18 protein-coding genes are annotated in these 17,666 nt (G+C 72.5%); 11 read left to right on the top strand and 7 right to left on the bottom strand.

Features of this window, described 5'->3' with window-relative positions; all coding sequences use genetic code 11:
• Position 1: 1 nt before the first annotated feature.
• The 8 genes from fxsT (at position 2) to ACZ3YL_RS13715 (ending at position 11,741) form a co-directional block, all read left to right on the top strand.
• Complete coding sequence (fxsT, locus tag ACZ3YL_RS13750; protein WP_465657268.1) at positions 2-3,871, top strand: FxSxx-COOH system tetratricopeptide repeat protein; 3,870 nt, start codon at positions 2-4, stop codon at positions 3,869-3,871.
• A 226-nt stretch (positions 3,872-4,097) separates the two neighbouring features.
• Complete coding sequence (locus ACZ3YL_RS13745; protein ID WP_465657266.1) at positions 4,098-4,289, top strand: hypothetical protein; 192 nt, start codon at positions 4,098-4,100, stop codon at positions 4,287-4,289.
• Between the two features lie 40 nt (positions 4,290-4,329).
• Complete coding sequence (locus tag ACZ3YL_RS13740) at positions 4,330-6,729, top strand: FxsB family cyclophane-forming radical SAM/SPASM peptide maturase (protein ID WP_465657264.1); 2,400 nt, start codon at positions 4,330-4,332, stop codon at positions 6,727-6,729.
• A gap of 19 nt (positions 6,730-6,748) precedes the next feature.
• On the top strand, positions 6,749-7,525 hold the full coding sequence (locus ACZ3YL_RS13735; protein ID WP_317621037.1) for an AAC(3) family N-acetyltransferase: 777 nt from the start codon (positions 6,749-6,751) through the stop codon (positions 7,523-7,525).
• A 211-nt stretch (positions 7,526-7,736) separates the two neighbouring features.
• Positions 7,737-8,981: an FG-GAP repeat domain-containing protein gene (locus tag ACZ3YL_RS13730; protein WP_465657262.1), complete on the top strand. Its 1,245-nt coding sequence runs from the start codon at positions 7,737-7,739 to the stop codon at positions 8,979-8,981.
• Between the two features lie 241 nt (positions 8,982-9,222).
• On the top strand, positions 9,223-9,891 hold the full coding sequence (locus ACZ3YL_RS13725; RefSeq protein WP_188304670.1) for a DUF4097 family beta strand repeat-containing protein: 669 nt from the start codon (positions 9,223-9,225) through the stop codon (positions 9,889-9,891).
• 94 nt (positions 9,892-9,985) lie between these two features.
• The gene (locus ACZ3YL_RS13720; protein WP_465657260.1) at positions 9,986-11,080 is read left to right on the top strand and encodes a serine hydrolase domain-containing protein; all 1,095 of its coding nucleotides are present in this window, start codon (positions 9,986-9,988) and stop codon (positions 11,078-11,080) included.
• A 172-nt stretch (positions 11,081-11,252) separates the two neighbouring features.
• Positions 11,253-11,741, top strand: coding sequence for a hypothetical protein (locus ACZ3YL_RS13715; protein WP_465657258.1), 489 nt, complete (start codon positions 11,253-11,255; stop codon positions 11,739-11,741).
• 50 nt (positions 11,742-11,791) lie between these two features.
• Here the strand turns inward: ACZ3YL_RS13715 and ACZ3YL_RS13710 are convergent, their stop codons facing one another.
• The 4 genes from ACZ3YL_RS13710 to ACZ3YL_RS13695 form a co-directional block, all read right to left on the bottom strand.
• On the bottom strand, positions 11,792-12,160 hold the full coding sequence (locus ACZ3YL_RS13710; protein ID WP_188304667.1) for a hypothetical protein: 369 nt from the start codon (positions 12,158-12,160) through the stop codon (positions 11,792-11,794).
• 120 nt (positions 12,161-12,280) lie between these two features.
• Positions 12,281-12,745: a DUF3574 domain-containing protein gene (locus ACZ3YL_RS13705; RefSeq protein WP_465657256.1), complete on the bottom strand. Its 465-nt coding sequence runs from the start codon at positions 12,743-12,745 to the stop codon at positions 12,281-12,283.
• Positions 12,746-12,815: 70 nt separating this feature from the next.
• On the bottom strand, positions 12,816-13,010 hold the full coding sequence (locus ACZ3YL_RS13700; RefSeq protein WP_188304665.1) for a DUF397 domain-containing protein: 195 nt from the start codon (positions 13,008-13,010) through the stop codon (positions 12,816-12,818).
• Between the two features lie 2 nt (positions 13,011-13,012).
• The gene (locus ACZ3YL_RS13695; RefSeq protein ID WP_188304664.1) at positions 13,013-13,882 is read right to left on the bottom strand and encodes a helix-turn-helix domain-containing protein; all 870 of its coding nucleotides are present in this window, start codon (positions 13,880-13,882) and stop codon (positions 13,013-13,015) included.
• Positions 13,883-14,053: 171 nt separating this feature from the next.
• Here ACZ3YL_RS13695 and ACZ3YL_RS13690 point away from each other — a divergent pair, with 171 nt between their 5' ends.
• The 3 genes from ACZ3YL_RS13690 (at position 14,054) to ACZ3YL_RS13680 (ending at position 15,789) form a co-directional block, all read left to right on the top strand.
• Complete coding sequence (locus ACZ3YL_RS13690) at positions 14,054-14,425, top strand: ATP-binding protein (RefSeq protein ID WP_465657252.1); 372 nt, start codon at positions 14,054-14,056, stop codon at positions 14,423-14,425.
• Positions 14,422-14,673: a hypothetical protein gene (locus ACZ3YL_RS13685; protein ID WP_188304662.1), complete on the top strand. Its 252-nt coding sequence runs from the start codon at positions 14,422-14,424 to the stop codon at positions 14,671-14,673. The genes ACZ3YL_RS13690 and ACZ3YL_RS13685 overlap by 4 nt, the downstream gene beginning before the upstream one ends.
• 252 nt (positions 14,674-14,925) lie before the next feature.
• Entirely contained in the window at positions 14,926-15,789 is an 864-nt protein-coding gene (locus ACZ3YL_RS13680; RefSeq protein ID WP_465657249.1) for an alpha/beta fold hydrolase, read from the top strand.
• A 60-nt stretch (positions 15,790-15,849) separates the two neighbouring features.
• Here ACZ3YL_RS13680 and ACZ3YL_RS13675 read toward each other — a convergent pair whose 3' ends face one another.
• From ACZ3YL_RS13675 to ACZ3YL_RS13665, 3 genes are all read right to left on the bottom strand, one after another.
• A complete protein-coding gene (locus ACZ3YL_RS13675) occupies positions 15,850-16,410 on the bottom strand; it encodes a GNAT family N-acetyltransferase (RefSeq protein WP_465657247.1) in 561 nt (186 codons plus the stop codon).
• A gap of 144 nt (positions 16,411-16,554) precedes the next feature.
• The gene (locus tag ACZ3YL_RS13670; protein ID WP_465657245.1) at positions 16,555-17,163 is read right to left on the bottom strand and encodes an NIPSNAP family protein; all 609 of its coding nucleotides are present in this window, start codon (positions 17,161-17,163) and stop codon (positions 16,555-16,557) included.
• The gene (locus ACZ3YL_RS13665; protein ID WP_188304658.1) at positions 17,160-17,636 is read right to left on the bottom strand and encodes a hypothetical protein; all 477 of its coding nucleotides are present in this window, start codon (positions 17,634-17,636) and stop codon (positions 17,160-17,162) included. Before ACZ3YL_RS13665 ends, ACZ3YL_RS13670 begins: the two co-directional genes overlap by 4 nt.
• Between the last annotated feature and the right edge of the window lie 30 nt (positions 17,637-17,666).

Raw genomic sequence — 17,666 nt, 5'->3', positions numbered from 1 at the left:
CATGAGCGCCGAGCAGACCCAGCCGACGTCCGTCGAGGTCGCCGCCCCGCCCGCGACCGGCTCGATCGTGACCTTCTACTCCTTCAAGGGCGGCACCGGCCGGACCATGGCCCTGGCCAACCTCGGCTGGATCCTGGCCAGTCAGGGCCTGCGCGTCCTTGTGGTGGACTGGGACCTCGAAGCCCCCGGCCTGCACCGCTACTACCACCCGCTGCTGATCGACCCCGAACTGCGCAGCACACCCGGCCTGATCGACCTGCTCCGCGCCTACGTCGACCAGGCGCTGCCGCGCGCCACCGAGGCACCGGGTCTCGGTCCGCGCGAGTGGCTCGACGCGCCGGGCCGGCTCGACGAGCACCTGTGCGGCCTGGCCCTCGACCTGCCGGCCGGTGGCCGCCTCGACCTGATGCCCGCCGGGCGCCAGGACAGCGCCTACTCGGCCGCCGTCACCAGCTTCAACTGGCGCAGCTTCTACACCCGGAGCGACATCCGCGGGGCCGAGTTCCTGACCGCGCTGCGCGAGCGGTGGACCACCTCGTACGACTACGTGCTGATCGACAGCAGGACCGGGGTCAGCGACACCTCGGGCATCTGCACCGTGCTGCTGCCCGACACCGTGGTCGACTGCTTCACCCTGAGCGCCCAGAGCATCCGCGGCGGCGTCGACGCCGCGCACGCCATCGCCGACGCGGACGTGCGGGACATCCGGGTGTTCCCGGTGCCGATGCGGGTCGAGGAGACAGAACGGGCCGGCCTCGCCGCCGGGCGGGACCTCGTCCGGGACGCCTTCGCCCCCTACCTGGACCGCTGGCTCGGCAGCGAACGCGCCGACGCGTACTGGCATGACGTGGAGGTGCCGTACAAGCCCTTCTACGCCTACGAGGAGGTGCCCGCCACCGTCGCCGACCGGCCCAGCCAGCACCGGAGCCTGCTCGGCGCGTACGAGCGGCTGGCGGCCTGGCTCACCGACGGCCGGGTGCGGGAACTGCGTCCCGTCCCGGACCGGGTCCGCCGTCGGCTGTACGCGGCCTACCTGCGGCCGGGTCGGACCAGGTCCCGTCAGCTGTACGTGAGTTACGCCCCGGGAGACCGGATGTGGGCGGAGTGGGCCGCCGCAGTGCTGACCGGGTTCGGCTACCTGGCCACGCTGCACAGCGCGGCCGCCCCGGCGGACGCCGGCGGTGCGCTGCCGGAGGCCGACGGGCCGCTGGAGGGAGACGGGCGAATGCTGGCGCTGTTGTCGCCCGAGTACCTGGCACTGCCGCGCGCGGCCGAGCTGTGGCGTCGGTTCGGTGAGGGCCGGGACGGCGCGGTCGCGGCGGTGTCGGTGGCCGCCGGACCGCTGCCGGAACCGTTCGGCGGGCGGTCGGTGCCCGAACTGGCGGGCCGCCAGGCCGAGTCCGCGGAGTCCGCGCTGTTCGAGCTACTGGGGCCGCCGCCCGGCGCGGGTCGCTGGGTCGAGGTCGAGGAGACGCCCGCGCGGCCCGCCCGCCACCCGGACGGCCGCCCGTCGGTGCAGTCGCTGCCACCGCGCGACCCCGCGTTCACCGGCCGCGGCCGGCTGCTCGACCGGCTGCGCGACCGCTTCACCGGACCGTCCGGCCCGGTACCGGTCCAGGTGCTCTACGGCATGGGCGGGGTCGGCAAGTCGCAGACCGCCGCCGAGTACGCCCACCGCTTCGCCGCCGGGTACGAGGTGTCCTGGTGGATCCGGGCCGCGGAGCCGGCCGACGTCCCCCGGCAACTCGCCGAACTGGCCGCGGCCCTCGGGCTGCCCGCCGACGAGGATGTCCGGCGCGCCGCCCGCGCGCTGCTCCGCGCCCTGGAGCAGGGGCAGCCGTACGGGCGCTGGCTGCTGGTCTACGACAACGCCGAGGACTCGGAGGCGCTGGCGCCCTGGCTCCCCGCCGGAACGGCCGACGGACACGTCCTGGTGACCTCGCGCGACCGACGCTGGGCCCGGCACCCCGGCCGGGCCGAGGTCGACGTGTTCGACCGGGCGGAGAGCGTGCGGCTGTTGCGGCGGTTCAACCCCGCGATGCCGTCCGACGAGGCCGAGTCGATCGCGGACCGGCTCGGCGACCTGCCGCTCGCCGTCGACCAGGCCGCGCGCTGGCTGCAGGAGACCCCGATGCCGGCCGCCACCTACCTGCAACTGCTGGACGAGGCGCTCACCGAGGTGCTGGACCGGCCCGTTCCGGGCGACGGCCCGGCCGCCATCGCCGCCACCGCCCGGATCGTCGGCGCGGACCTGCGGCGGATCAACGCCCCGGCGGTGCGGCTGCTGGAACTCTGCGGTTTCCTCGGGCCGGACGCCATCCCGATCGAGGTGTTCTACAGCGAGCCGGCCGTCCGGATGATCCGGCCGCCGCAGGACCAGGACGGCCGGCTGGCGGTCGGGGAGATCCTGCGCACCGTGAACCAGTACGGCCTGGTCCGCTACGACGCCGAGGGCGGCGGGACGCTCGGGGTGCACCGGATCCTCCAGGCGCTGCTGCGCGACCAGGTGCCCGAGGCCGACCGTCCGTCCGTCCGGGCCGCCGTGCACGAGGCCCTGGCGCTGGTCGGCTCCGGCGATCCGGACCGGGTGGAGGACTGGCCCCGGTTCGCGGCGCTGCTGCCGCACCTGGGGCCGTCCGGCGCGGTGGGGAGCGCTGATCCGCTGGTGCGGCGGTGGATCGCCGCGTCGGTCCGCTACCTGCGGCACCGGGGTCTGCTGGAGGCCGCCGGTGAGCTGGCCGGGAAGGCACTGGCGGCCTGGGACCCGGAGGACCTGGCGGCGCTCCTGCTGCGGGTCGAACTCGGCAACGTGCTGCGGCTGCGGGGGGCGGCGCAGGAGGCGTACCGGACCGACCGGGAGGTGTGGGAACGGCTGACCGAGATGTTCGGCCCGGAGCATCCGCACACCATCGTCGCGGCCTCGGGGCTCGGCGGCGACCTGCGCCAACTCGGCCGCTACACCGAGGCGCAGGAACTCGACCGGCGCACCCTCGCGGCCGCCGAGCTGGTCCTCGGCGTGGACCACCCGCGCACCACGATGATGGTCAACAACCTGGCCCTGTCCGACTTCCTGGCTGGCGACCTGGAGGCCGCCGTCACCCGGCACGCCGAGGCGCTGGGCCGCCAGCGCGCACTGCTCGGCGAGGACAGCCCGTTCACCCTCTCCTCGGTGGTCAACCACGCCCGCGGCCTGTGCGAGCTCGGCCGGTACGAGGAGGCGCGGGCCCGGCTGGCGGAGGCGGTGGAGCGCTACCGCGGTCGGTACGGCCAGGACCACGACGGCACCCTGAAGGCCCTGCGTCACCTCGGCGGCGCCCTGCGGCGGCTCGGCCGGTACGAGGAGGCCCGGGCCGCTGACGAGGAGGCGTACCGCCGGCTGCTGGCCCGGCACGGTGCCGACCACCCGGAGACCGCCGCCGCCGCCGGGAACCTCGCCGCCGACCTGGCCGCACTGGGCGGGACCGAGCGGGCGGTGGAACTGGCCCGGGCCGCGTTCGAATACCACCGCGGTCACCTCGGCGAGGAGCACCCGACCACCCTGCTGGCCGCCGGGAACCTCGCGGTGTTGCTGCTGCGGGACGGGCGCACCGAAGAGGCGGCGGCACTGTCCGGGCGGGTGCTCGCCGGGCTGCGGGAGCGGCTGGGGGAGCGGCACCGCTACGTCGGGGCCGCGCTCGTGAACCACGCCAACTCGCTGTGGGCGTCCGGCGATCCGGACGGTGCGCGGGAGCTGGACGAGCGGGCGGTGGCGGTGCTCGTCGACGCGCTGGGGCCGGAGCACCCCGACACCCGGGCGGCGCTGGGCAACCTGGCGGACGGAGGCGTCGGGGCCGGCCGGGCGGACCTCATCGTGGAAGCACCACCAGTGTGAGCGGACCCCGGGCAGGTGCGCGGCCAGTGCGCCGGTCAGGTGCTGATGCGCGACCGCCGAATGGATGAACTTTTGGCGAGACTTCGCAGTACGGAGAGGGTAACGGGCAGTTAGGGCTGTGCAAGGACACTCCGCAGCTTGCGTGCGACCAGTACCCTTGCGATCAAGCCGAGGTATATACCCGGCCGTGCTTCTCTCTAACCCCCCTCGCGGAAGAGAATCGAACATGACACTCGCACTGGACACCATGCCACGCACAGAACTGACGGAGCCTCAGGTCGCCCCGGCCGACGAGCGTCCGTCACTCGCCGACCTCGCCCAGCTCGGCGCCGAGGAACTCTCGGCCAGGATCCGGCGAGCCCTCCCGGATGCCGGGGTCGGCGCAGTGCCGATCGCGGCCTTCAACTCCTCCATCTGATCGGCTGATTCGCCGTCGACCCCGCGGGATCCGATCGATCATGACGCCAACTCCGCGACCCTTCACCCAGTTCGTGGTGAAGGTCCACAGCCGGTGTGATCTCGCCTGCGATCACTGCTACGTGTACGAGCACGCCGACACCAGCTGGCGACGACGCCCCAAGGTCGTCGGCGAGGACGTCCTGAGCACCATCGCCGAGCGGATCGGCGAGCACGCCGCGGCCCACCGGCTGCCTGCTGTCCGGGTCGTCCTGCACGGGGGAGAGCCCCTGCTAGCCGGCCCGGACCGTCTGCGCCACGCCGCCGAGGCGCTCCGGGCGGCGCTGCCGCCCGGTTGCGCAATCGACCTGCGCATCCACACCAATGGTGTCCAACTCTCCGACGCCTTCTGCGACTTGTTCGCCGAGCTGGGCATCCGCGTGGGGATCTCCCTGGACGGCGACCGGATCGCCAACGACCGCCACCGCCGGTTCGCCGACGGACGTAGCAGCCATCCGCTGGTGCTGAAGGCCGTTGAGCGGCTGCGTCGCCCCGAGTACCGGCCGCTGTACGCAGGGCTGTTGTGCACCATCGACATCGAGAACGACCCGGCCGCGGTCTACCGGGCGCTGGCCGAGCTGGAGCCTCCGGCCGTCGACTTCCTGCTGCCGCACGCCACCTGGGAGGATCCACCGAAGAGGATCCAGGGTGGTGGCGACACCCCGTACGCCGACTGGCTGTTGACGGTCCACGCGCTCTGGGAGGCGGACGGGCGCCCATTCGCCGCCCGGACCTTCGAATCCGTCCACCGGACGTTGCACGGACTGTCCAGCCTCACCGAGTCGCTCGGCCTGGAGCCCAGCGATCTCGTCGTGCTGGAGACGGACGGCAGCTTCGAGATGGCCGACAGCCTGAAGACGGCCTACGACGGCGCGCCCGAGACCGGGCTCGACGTCTACTCGCACAGCCTGGACGAGGTGGCACTGCACCCCGGGATCGTTGCCCGGCAACTGGGACTGGCCGGGTTGAGCGAGGCCTGCCGGGCGTGCCCCGTGGTCCGCAGTTGCGGCGGTGGACTGTACGCCCACCGGTACCGGGCCGGTACCGGTTTCGACAATCCCTCCGTCTACTGCGGTGACCTCATGAAGCTGATCAACGAACTCACCGACCACTCCCGCCCGGCCGTTCCCGCCCAGAGCGGGGCGCCCGTGCTCCCGGCGGCGCTCGACGAGCGGCAACTCGACGAACTGGCCCGGGGGTACGGCGGCGCCGACACCGTCGCGGCGCTCGGGAAGGCCCAACTCTCGCTCACCCGGGCCATGTTGGCCGCCGCCTGGGATGCCTCCGGGCAGGGGCGGGCGGCGGCCTGGGGGTTGTTGTCCGAGCTGGACGGGGTGGCGCCCGGGGCGGTGGACGCGGTGCTGGCGCACCCGTACGCGAGGGCGTGGGCCGCGCGGCGGATCGCCGGGGACCTGACGGTGGGGCTGGGGCCGTTGGCGGCGCTGGCGGCCGCGGCGGCGGTGCGGGCCGGGCGGGGGGACGCGGTGCCGGTGCCGGTGCGGGGCGGGTGGCTGCACCTGCCGACGCTGGGGCGGGTCGCGGTGGCGGACGGGGAGGCGGTGGTCACCGGGCGGCCGGGCGGCTTCGAGGTGCGGGCCGCCGACGGGTCGGTGACCACGGTGCTGGACCAGCCGCTACGGCGGATCCGGCTGGCCGGGGGCTGGACGGTCGCCCTGGAGGACCTCGACCCGCTGCGGGACAGCCATGACCACCCGGTGGCCGAGCGGCTGTCGGAGGCCGAACTGCTGGGCTGGACGGGCGCGTTGCGCGAGGCCTGGGAGCTGCTCGGGCGGGACCTTCCGGCGTACGCGGAAGGCATCCGGGCCGGGCTGGCCACGGTGACCCCGCTGCGGCCGGGCCCGGCCGGGCGGGACGTCAGTTCGGCGGCCCGGCAGGCGTACGGCGCGGTGGGCATCGCCCGGCCCGCGACGGCGCCGACGCTGGCGCTGCTGCTCGCGCACGAGTTCCAGCACGTGAAGCTCGGGGCGGTGCTCGACCTGTACGACCTCTACGACCGGGCCGACGACCGGCTGTACTTCGCCCCCTGGCGGCCCGACCCGCGCCCGCTGGAGGGCCTGCTCCAGGGCACGTACGCGCACCTGGCCGTCACCGAGTACTGGGGCACCCGGACGGCCGCGTACGACGGCCTGGCCGGGGAGGCCGCCGAGCGGGCGCGGGCGCAGTTCGCGCTCTGGCGGCGGTACACGGCGGAGGCGGTCGAACGGCTGGGTGAGTCGGGGGCGTTGACCGGCCTGGGGGTGCGTTTCGCGCAGGGGATGGGGGAAAGTGTCACCCCGTGGCTCGACGTGCCGCTGCCGGCGGCGGCGGAGCGGGCGGCCGAACGGGCGCGTGCGGAGCGTACGGCCGGTGCGGAGCGCGTGGAGCGGATGGTCGAGGCCTGAGGTGGAGGAGGGGATCGCGGTGATCTCTGTCGCCGATCTGGTGGACGGGTTCGCCGGGCTCGGGGTCCGGGCGGGCATGGTGCTGCACGTCCAGGCGTCGCTGCGGGCGCTCGGGCCGGTCGAGGGCGGGGCGGCGGGCGTGGTCGACGCGCTGCTCGAAGTCCTGGGCGAGGAGGGGACGTTGGTGGCGTTCACCGGGACGCCCGAGAACTCCTCGACCTCCCGGATCTACCAGGCGGCGGTGGCGGGGCTCTCGGCGGCGGAGGCCGAGGAGTACCGGGCGCGGATGCCGCGCTTCGACCCGGCGACCACCCCGGCCTCCCCGACCCTGGGCGCGCTCTCCGAGGCCGTCCGTACCCGGCCCGGCGCCCTGCGCAGCGGACACCCGCAGACCTCGTGGGCGGCGGTCGGCCCGCGGGCGGGGGAGATCACCGACCGGCACCCGCTCACCTCCCACCTCGGCCCGGACTCCCCGCTCGGGCGGCTGTACGAACTGGACGCCCGGGTGCTGATGCTCGGCGTCGAGATGGCCCGCTTCACCGCCTTCCACCTCGCCGACCTGCGCCAGCCCGGGGTGCGGGAGCGGGAGTACCGCTGCGTCACCCCGGAGGGCTGGATCGCCTTCCAGGCGGCCGAGTTGGACGACCTGCACTTCGGTGCGCTGGGCGCCCGGGTGCTGGCCGAGGCCGAGGGGGTCGGCGTCGGGCGGATCGGCGGCGCCGACTGCCGGCTCGTCCCGGTCCGGGAGGCCGTCGACCTCGCCGACCGGCTGCTGCGGACCGGCGCCGGGGCGTGAGCGCGGTGCATGAGCCCCGCACCTGAGCCCGTCGCCGGACCCGTCGCCGGACCCGTCGCCGGACCCGCCGCCGGACCCGCCGCCGGCCCTGCCGGGTTCCCGTCCTTTCCGGCGACCCCGGGGTGTCGCTGCGCCCGCACCCTTCCCCGCCGGGTGACCATCGCGCCCAGAAGCGGCGCCGCCCGGCGCCCGGGACGGGAGAGGTGCGGGAATGCGAGGACCGAGGGCCGGTCGGGCCGCCGTGGCGGCGGTGCTGCTGGCGGCGGGCGCACTGGTGGGGCCGCCGGGCGGTGTGGCGGCGGTCGGGGCGTTCGCCCCCGACTTCGCCCCCGACTTCGCCCCCGACTTCGCCCCCGACTTCGCCCCCAACGGGGGGTTCGCCCCCACGACGGACCATCCGGTGGGGCACAACCCGCGCGCGGCCGCGGTGGGCGACTTCACCGGCAGCGGCCGGAGCGACCTGGCGGTGGCGAACGCCGCCGACGGGACGGTGTCGATCCTGCTGAACGACGGCCACGGCGGCTTCGCCCCGCAGCGGACCTTCCCGGCCGGGCCCGGCCCGACCGCGATCGCGACGGGCGACCTCCGGGGCATCGGCGTGCAGGACCTGGTGGTCGCCGACCAGGACGCCAGCGGGGTCTCGGTGCTGCTGGGCAACGGGGACGGCACCTTCCAGCCGCCCCGCCCCTTCGCCACCGGCTCGCACCCGGACGCGGTCGCCCTCGGCGACTTCCGGGGCACCGGGACACTGGACCTGGCGGTGGCCGACCTGGGTGACTCCGGCGACGGCAGCGTCTCGGTGCTGCTGGGCAACGGGGACGGCACCTTCCGGGCGCCGCGCGACTACCCGACCGGCGACAACTCCAACCCGGCCTCGATCGCCCTTGCCGACCTCGGCGGCAGCGGCCACCTCGACCTGGTGGTCGCCCTGGACGGGGTCAGCAAGGTGGCGGTCTTCCCGGGCAACGGCGACGGCACGCTGGGCGCCCGGACGGACTACCGGGTCGGGGGCGTCCCGGTCTCGGTGGCCGTCGGCGACCTGCGCGGGGACGGCCTGCTCGACCTGGTGCTCGCCGACTCGGAGCACGCCGCCCTGGTCCTGCTGGGCAACGGGGACGGTACCTTCCAGCCGGTGCACGCCTACCCGGCGGGCAGCGCGCCGGTCTCGGTCGCGGTGGGCGACTTCACCGGCCGCGGCACGTCCGACCTGGCCCTGGCGACCGGCGACAACTCGGTGGCGCTGCTGCGGGGCAAGGGCGACGGCAGCTTCCGGGCGCCGGAGTTCCTGGCGACCGGGTCCGGCGACTACTCCACCCCGGACGCGGTGGTGGCCGGGCGGTTCACCCGTCACGGGGGGCTGGACCTGGCGGTCACCAACGCCCAGGACGACACGGTCTCGGTGCTGCTGAACGAGCGCCGCTGCCCGTGGCCGTGGGGCTGCGCTGGGCGCGGGTAGCGCCCGGCTGCCCGCCGCAGCGGCTCCGGCATAGCGTTCACCCTCATTCCATTGCAACGCATGGAGTGAGGGTCGTTGCATTCCCGGCAGGGCCGTTGCAATGATTGCACGTCACTGACCTGTAGTTATGGCGATTTCGCGCAACAAGATAGTTGCCGAGAGTTGGAACGCAACGTAGCGTTTCCTTCATCAGAAAGCGGCGGGGCCAAAGGGTCCCGACGCCGAGGAGAAGGAGAGCACGATGCAGAAGTTCGCCACCCCCGCCCCGGTCTCGGCCGTCCTGGACGTCCCCGCCGGCCGCATCCGGTTCATCGCCGCCGACCGGGCCGACACCGTCGTCGAGGTCCGGCCCGCCGACGGCACCAAGAGCCGCGACGTGAAGGCCGCGGAGCGGGTCGAGGTCGCCTACGCCGACGGCGTGCTCCGGGTGGTGACCCCGGAGGCCAAGCACCGCCTCCTCGGCAACTCCGGCTCCGTCGAGGTCACCGTCCAGCTCCCGGCCGGCTCCCGGATCGACGCCACGGCCGCGCTCGCCGAGTTCCGCGGCGTCGGCCGCCTCGGCGACGTCACCCTCAAGGTCGCTCAGGGCACCGTCAAGCTCGACGAGACCGCCGGCGCCCGCCTCGCCCTCCAGGACGGGGACATCGCCGTCGGCCGGCTCGGCGGCCCCGCCGAGATCCACACCCAGAAGGGCGACCTGCGGATCGCCGAGGCCGTAGGCGGCGCCGTCACCCTGCGCACCGAGTACGGGCAGATCGCGGTCGGGGCCGCCCGCGGGGTCTCCGCCGCCCTGGACGCCGGCACCGGCCACGGCCGGATCCACAACGCCCTGAAGAACACCGACGGCACCCCCGACCTGACCATCCACGCCACCACCGCCTACGGCGACATCACCGCCCACAGCCTCTGAGTCCCCCGGCGCAGCCCACCAAAGCCCGCCCTGCCACAGCCCGCCCCACCGCAGCCCACCATGCCCCGCCACGACCCGTGAAGAAGGAACGACCATGAACAGCACCGAGCAGAGCACCGCGCAGGACCGCCCCGAACTGCGGAAGGCCGTCCAGGACTTCGTCGACGCCGGCTTCGCCGGGATACAGCTGCGGGTGCGCGACGAGCGCGGCGAATGGGTCGGCAGCGCCGGGGTGCACAAGCTGGGTGAGAGCGCGAAGCCGTCCACCGAAGGGCAGTTCTGGGTCGGCAGCACCACCAAGACCTTCGTCGCCGCCCTGCTGCTGCACCTCGTCGCCGACGGCGCGATCGGTCTGGACACCCCGGTCGCCGGGCACCTGCGCCGGTTCGGCCTGGACGAGCGGATCACCGTGCGGATGCTGCTCCAGCACACCAGCGGCGTCTACAACTGCACCGGCGAACTGGAAAACGGGGAGTTCGTGCCCGGGCTGCCCTCGATCGGCAAGGCGTGGGTGGACAACCGGTTCCACAGCTACCAGCCGGACGAGCTGGTGCGGTTCGCGCTGGCGAAGCCGGCCCGGTTCGAGCCGGGGGCGGACCAGAGCTACTCCAACACCAACTACACGCTGGCCGTGCTGCTGGTCGAGGCGCTCACCGGGCACTCGTACGCCGAGGAGATGCAGCGGCGGATCCTGCGGCCGCTCGGGCTGGCGGACACCGTGGTGCCGGGCGACCTGTCGGAGCTCCCGGGCCCGCATGCCCACGGCTACTGCCGCTACCAGGACGGCGAGGAGTGGAAGGTGGTCGACGTCTCCCGCCAGAACCTCTCGTTGCTGTGCGGCTCCGGCGACATGATCTCCACCACCCGGGACCTCCAGGTGTTCTTCGCCGCCCTGCTCGGCGGCCGGCTGCTGCCGGGCGAGCTGCTGGACGCGATGCGGACGCCGCACGGGATGCTCGGCTACGGGCTGGGCCTGTTCATCCAGGAGTTGGGCCCGGAGAACGGCGACGTCACCATCGTCCACCACAACGGCGGCGCCCCCGGCGGCTACGGCGCCCTGATGATCGCCACCCCGGACGGCAGTCGGATCCTGACCGCCGGACTGACCACCGGCGATTCCGATGCGGACCCGGCGCAGACCTTCCCTCAGGCCCTGGACCGGCTGATCAAGGCCGTCTTCTGCGGCTGAGCGCCCGGCTCGTTCGCCCGTCGCCGCTTCGGCCCCGCCGAAGCGGCGACGGTGCTTCGAGCCCGCTGGTGGTTGAAAAAGACAGCACACTTTGCCCGAACACTTTGCCCGACCACCGGCACGGGTGACTGATCGACGTGCCGGGAATCGGGCCGATCCCCAGGAAGCGCCAGTGACGGTCACGCCGCCTGCCGATGGCGCTGAACCGCCGAGTGCCCTCACCGGCCTGTACCGAGCGATGAGGCCCCGAGTGGCGAACGGCCCTGGCCACCCGCCGGCGGAAGATGTCGAGACGGTCATCGCGTTCGCGTTCCGGGCGCCGTCGCTGTGGCTGCTCGAGTTCGGTGGCCGTGTCGCCGTTCGTGAGACCGATCACGCTCCGTGGGAGGCGCCGTCCGGGGCGGGCTGCGGCGATCCCGACACCGGGTTCGTCGTGGTGGACCTCGACAACGAGCCGTCGCCGGGGGCGCCGACGGCGGCCCAACTGGTGCGCCAGCCCCTGGACGAGCCGCCGTACCTCAACGGGTGGGCCAGGAACCCGGGGTACCACCGCCAGCGGTGGCGTGACGCCCGCTGGCAGTGGACCCTCGTGCTCTCCGACCACCCGTTGACGGTGGAGCAGTTGGCGCGGGTTCGGGAGGAACTGGCGGAGCAGCACTAGATCAACAAGCAGAGGGGCAGGGTGGCCGGGCCGCAGCCGGAGTCACCGGATCAGGAGACGCGCTGCAGCTGCCAGGCGTTGTTGTTGAAGCTCGGGTTCGACCAGGCGACGCAGCTGCTGCTGTAGTACGAGCTGGTCTGGACCCAGCCCGCGGGCGGGTAGGTGGTGCCGCAGGCCTGGACCACGGTGCCGACGGGAAGTCCGGTGAGCTGCTTTATCTGCTTGATGTTCGGGCTGAAGCTCTGCGTGCCGCAACTGCTGCTGTAACCCCAACTCACGTCGACGTAGCCGGTCGGAGTGAGCGTGCTTCCGCACACGGTCGTGACGTCGCCCGGGGCGGCCTGAGCGGGCGCTGCGGTCAGGGCGAGCATGGCAGCGGTGCCGGCGATGGCCATACAGGTGGTGCGGAGGCGAATCATGGGTGATGGCTCCTTCGATCGGGGGTGGCCCGTCAGGCCGTGGAGCCATTCCTATGGTCTGATCATCGGTTTCGGATAGCGACTTTCCGGCCTAAGGATCCACCGTGCAGATCTCCTGCGCTAGAACGACGCCCTGACCGACTCGTCCACCCGGCCCACGGACTCCTGCTGGAACCGCTGGTCGTAGGCACGGCGGATCTCCTCGACGGCGGCGCCGGCCGGCTTCGCCTTGGGGGTCGGGTACAACAGCGTGACCAGGTAGGACCGTTCGTGCTCGATGACGCCGTAGCGGTCCCGGTACTGGCCACGCGCCTGCTCGACGGTGAGGCCGTCGGGGAACTGCGGGGTGATCTCCGCGTCGACGAAGTCCTGGAACTCCTGGTCGGTGACGGCAGGCCCGCCATCGGGGCGGTCGGTGCCGAAGAACAACTCGGTGCGGGTGTACGGATCGTGCGGCGCGGTCGGCGTGCCGGCCGCACCGGCGACGGGTGCGAGGGTCGCGCCCGTCACCAGTACGGCGGCGCCGGCGAGTAGCCCGGCCCAGGTCCTGGTTTCCATGGCCTGGTAACCGGCTGACCCGGCCATGGGGTGCACCGGTTCAGTCGCACGGGTGAAGGTCGCCCGGCGGCTGACGGCTGACGGCTGACGGCTGACGTCAGGCGGTGAAGTGGTCGAACTCGCCGGCCTTGGCGCCGTTGATCCACGCGTTGAGCTTGGCGCGGGTGGTGGTGACGACCTGGGCAGGGTCGTCGGACTCACGGATGTAGACGAGGTCGCCGTCGGAGGCGATCTCTACGCAGTCGGCCTTGTCGCCGCTGAAGCTCGACTTCTGCCAGTTGAGTTGGCTCATGGCTATCTTCCCTGGAGCTTGTAACGAACGTGCTGGATCAAGCCCAGCGAATCGCGCTGGGTTGCTGACGGAGAGCGCGTGGCGGAATGCAGGGGAGGGAGTGCCAAGCCCCTGATCCGCTCGAACTTCCGTCGGAATGCTGCCACGTCCTCAGGGTCTCCCAAGAAGTACGAGCTATGAGGCTGTTCCAGGAGAACGGTGTCCAGGCGTGTGTGAGCCCCATGCATGAGTACGAAGGGTGTCTCGCTCGACGAGTAGGTGGTGCAGTCGAACGGGAGGATCTGGATCGTCACATGCGGCAGCCTGCTGACCTCGATGAGGTGGTTCAGCTGGTCGCGCATGATGGTCGGTCCCCCGTACATCATGTGAAGTGCTGCTTCATGGATCACGGTGCGAAACGGTGGTGCGTTCTCAACGGTCAGAAGTTCCTGGCGGCGCTGGCGGAACTCGACCTTCTTCTCTGCGTAATCGTGGATGACCTCGCTGTATGCCTTGGTCTGCAGGAGTCCGGGGATCAGCAGTGTCTGGTAACTGTCCAGGGCAGTTGCGCTGGCTTCGAACTCCGCGAGATCGAGAGCGCTGGGGACTACATGAGGCTTGAACTCCCTCCACCAGCCCTTGCCCGAGCTCTCGCTCATGGCGATGAGGCCTGCGCGGTACTGGGGGTCCGTGATGTTGCAGATGTCGAGCCAGGCGTTCAAGCGCTCTGAATTGAGGCCGAGCCTGCCGGCTTCGGTGTGGCTGATGTTCGGACCCTTCACGCCCAGGGCCTCGCCGATCTCCAAGGCTGAGAGGCCGGCGGCATCTCGAAGGCGACGAAGTTCCTCGCCGAAGCGGCGCTGACGCTCGCTGATCCCAGTCCTGAATCCCATGGGCAACGTCCTTCCGCGATCTATGGCTACGCAAAGTGTAGGGGCATGTGCGGAGAGTGTTGCAGAGTTGAGGCTTATTCGCCTACAGTTCAGGGACATGCAGCCGACCGGATGGGTCGTCAGTAGGGCCTGCCCGTACGGCATTCCTCTGCACTGCTGGGAGATCTCCCCATGTGTGACTCCAACCTCAACTCTCCCTCCCTCACCGTGTCCCGCGAGGTGTTGCGCGACGTCATGGTGCGCGCCGGGTACGTCCGGTCCGCCATCGCGGACGCCGAGACCGCCCTCGTCGAACTGATCGCGAACGCCTGGCGGCACGGGCAGACCTCCTCGCCCGCTGTCGCCTTCAGCGTCGGGGGCGGCACCCTTCGTGTCATCGTCGCCGACCGCAGCTCGAAGCTTCCCGAGCGCTGTACGCCCTCCGAACTCTCCGAGTCCGGGCGGGGGTTGCAGCTGGTGGAGGGCCTCACCCACCGCTGGGGCGCCGAACCCCAGGCGCTGGGCAAGCGGGTCTGGTTCGAGCTGGACGGGGGTGTCGCGTGAACGCCCTGCACCCCATTCACCCGGCCGATCCGGCGATCCACCACCTGACCGCCCCGCAGCTCACCGAACTCGTCGTGGAACTCCGCACCGAGGGCCGGGAGTTCGGCCTGCTCTGGCCGTCCGCCACTTCGGGCGAGCAGATCCTCGACGGTCGGGTCCTGGTCAGCCTCGGCAACGTTCCCGCCAGCACTGTGATCAACCTCCTCGCGCTGCTGCGCGAGTTCAAGCGGCACCGGGGTCGGGCGTGACCGCTCTCCTCCTGTTCCTCGCGGCCGCCGCCGTCGGCGCAGGGTGCCAAGTTTGCTCCCAAGGCTTCCTTCCGCGAGGGCCTCCACGGCGGACCGGCCGGCGGCTGTGTCCGCCGCCTCCCGGCGGATCGCGAAGTCCGCAGGTGGCAGGGCTCTTCGGGGTAGTGCTGATGATCTTCACTGGGTAGGGTGGAGCACCGGATGGGGGCCGGTCGTTCGCACGACGCCCTCGGGGACAGGGAGTGTGGACAGATGCAGCCGACGTTCGTCCTGGTACACGGAGCCTTCGCGAGCTCCTTCTCCTTCGCGCCCCTCCAGGCCGAACTCGGCCTCCTCGGACACCGTTCGGTCGCCGTCGACCTCCCCGGGCACGGCTTCGGTGCGACGTACCCGCGGGCCTACCAGGCGCCGCAGGACCTCGCCGGACTCGCCACCGAGGCCGGGGGAATCAAGGGCGTCACGCTCGCCGACAACGTCGCGCACCTGATCGGGATCCTGGAGCGGGCCAAGCGGAACGGCTCGGTCATCCTGGTCTCGCACAGCCGCGGCGGGCTGACGGCCACCGTCGCGGCCAACCGGCGGCCCGACCTGATCGACCGGATCGTCTACGTCTCCGCCTGGGCGCCCGTCGACCTCGCCGTCGGCGCCTACTACGCAGAGCCCGAGATGGCCACGGTGGACGCCGCCGGGCTGGCGGCGGCGATGGTCGGGAACCCGGCCGAACTCGGTCTGCTGCGCTGCAACTTCCGCACCGCCGACCCGGGGGTCCTGGCCGCCTTCAAGTCGGCCTTCTTGGCCGACGGGACGGACGAGGAGTTCATGGTGTTCCTCAACACCTTCCAGCCCGACGAGAACCTCGACGCCGGCACCCCCGAGGACCGGGCGCAGCGCGACAGTTGGGGCCGGATCCCCCGGACGTACGTGCGGCTGACCGAGGACACCAGCGTGCCGCTCGCCATGCAGGACCGGATGATCCGCGAGGGCGACGCCCTGACGCCGGAGAACCCGTACGACGTCCGTACGCTGCCGGGCAGCCACCTGAAGTGGCTGGTCGACCCGGCGCCGGCGGCCCGGGTGCTGGGCGAGGTCGCCGCGCTGCTGCCGGCCGGCTCCTGACCGCTGCCAGGGTGAGGAGCGCGGGAAGTCGGCCCGGCCGACTTCCCGCGCGCGGCGGTGCTAGAGCTGCCGCTGCCAGGCCGACCGGGTGAGCTCGTACTCGACCTCGCCGTGCTCGGAGCCGGGGATCGCGTCGGGCCAGTCGCCGGTGAAGTTCCGCAGGAAGGACAGTCCGGACTTCTCCATCACCCGCCGGGAACGGGAGTTGACGGCCATCGTGTTCGCGGTGACCCGCTCCACCCCGAACTCGGTGAACCCCTTGCGGATCAGCGCCCGCGCGCCCTCGGTGGCGTAACCGCGCCCCCAGGACGACCGGTTGAGCCGGTACCCGAGCTCCACCACGGCCGGGCTGTGCTCGTCGAGGGGGCGGAACTCGAACCAGCCCAGGAAGGTGCCGGTGGACGCCTCCTCGACGGCCCAGTAGCCGCGGGTGCCGAAGCACGGGTAGTCGTGCAGGAGCCGGGGCAGGACCTTCGCCCGGACGGTCTCCGGGCTGGTCGGCTCACCGCCGTTGATGAAGCGCATGACCTCGGGGTCGTCGTCCAGCGTGAAGAGGGCGTCGGCGTCGGCGTCGGTGAACGGGCGCAACACGAGCCGTTCGGTCTCCAGGAAGGCGTGCATGCGGTGATCCTCGCCGCCGGGGGCCGGGCCTGCCACCGGATATCCGCGTGCCCCGGCGAGGGGCCGGGGCACGCGCGCACTCACACCGTCCCATCGTCATGACGCCGCACCGTCAGGCCGTCACATCGTCATGACGTCACACCGTCAGGCCGTCACCGGCTCCAGCCGGAGCCGCTGCAACCGCGACGACAGCGCCGGCGGCGGCGCCTCGGCCGGGCCGAACCACACCCGGACGTCCTCGCCGGTGCGGACGGGCAGGGCGGGGAAGTCGTTCTCGGCGTGCTCGGTGCGATGCAGCGCGTGCTCCGGGCCGAGGTGCCGGGCGGCGTAGGCGTCGAAGGTGGCGGCGTCGAAGGTGGCGGCGTCGAAGGAGGCGGCATCGAAGGAGCCGGTGCCGGCCGGGTGGCAGACGGTCGCGAGCACCTCGCGGACCCCCGGCGGCGGCAGGAAGCCCGGCCCGCGCAGCAGCAGGACGTCGTCACTGTCGACCATGGTGGCGTTGGCCACGTCGCGGTGCTCCCGCCAGACCGGTCCGCCGTAGAAGGCCTCCAGTGAGCGGCGGCGCTCGGCCATCGAGGGGAAGGCGCGCAGCCAGACGAAGCGGTCCGGGTCGTCCAGGTCGCGGAAGCGGCCGCCGAGGGTGATGCCGACGGCTTCCTGCCCGGTGACGAACGCCCGCTCGAACACCTCGATCAGGGTCTCCCGGGCGCCGGGGTGCAGGGTGTACTGGCGCAGTTCGACGATGAGGCTCATGCGGCGAGCCCGCCCAGGGCCGGGCCGGTGCGGGTGAAGTCCATCGTCCAGTTCAGTTCCCAGCTGCGGCCCTCGTCGGCGGAGAACTCCTGCTCCCAGCGGGCGGTGTCCGGGCCGAGGCGGTGCCAGGTGAAGTGGGCCCGGATCGGGCGGCCGTCGTGGGTGTCATCGCCGTAGAAGTCGCCCCGGTCGCCGGTGAAGCCGCCGACCACCGGGGGGTACAGTCGGCCGGTCCGGCTGTTGGACCAGTAGATCGACCAGCGCTCGGTCTCGCGGTCGAACAGCCGCAGGGTCATGCCCCGGAGGTCGATGGTGGGGAAGACGATCTCCTCGATGTTGCCGGCGCCCCCGAACAGCGGCCGGACCACCGTGTGGCCGGGGAACTCCTCCCAGGTGCCGCCGCCGCTGAGCGGTGTGGTGAGGCGGCGGTTGACCACGTCCCAGGAGCCGCGAAGGAAGTCGAAGTCGTTCATGCGCCGCAGGCTAGGGGCACTCCACTGACA

The organism is Kitasatospora sp. NPDC023176 (assembly GCF_055560495.1).
Note: the sequence above shows the minus strand (reverse complement) of the source record. Positions and strands in the feature narration are given on the sequence as shown.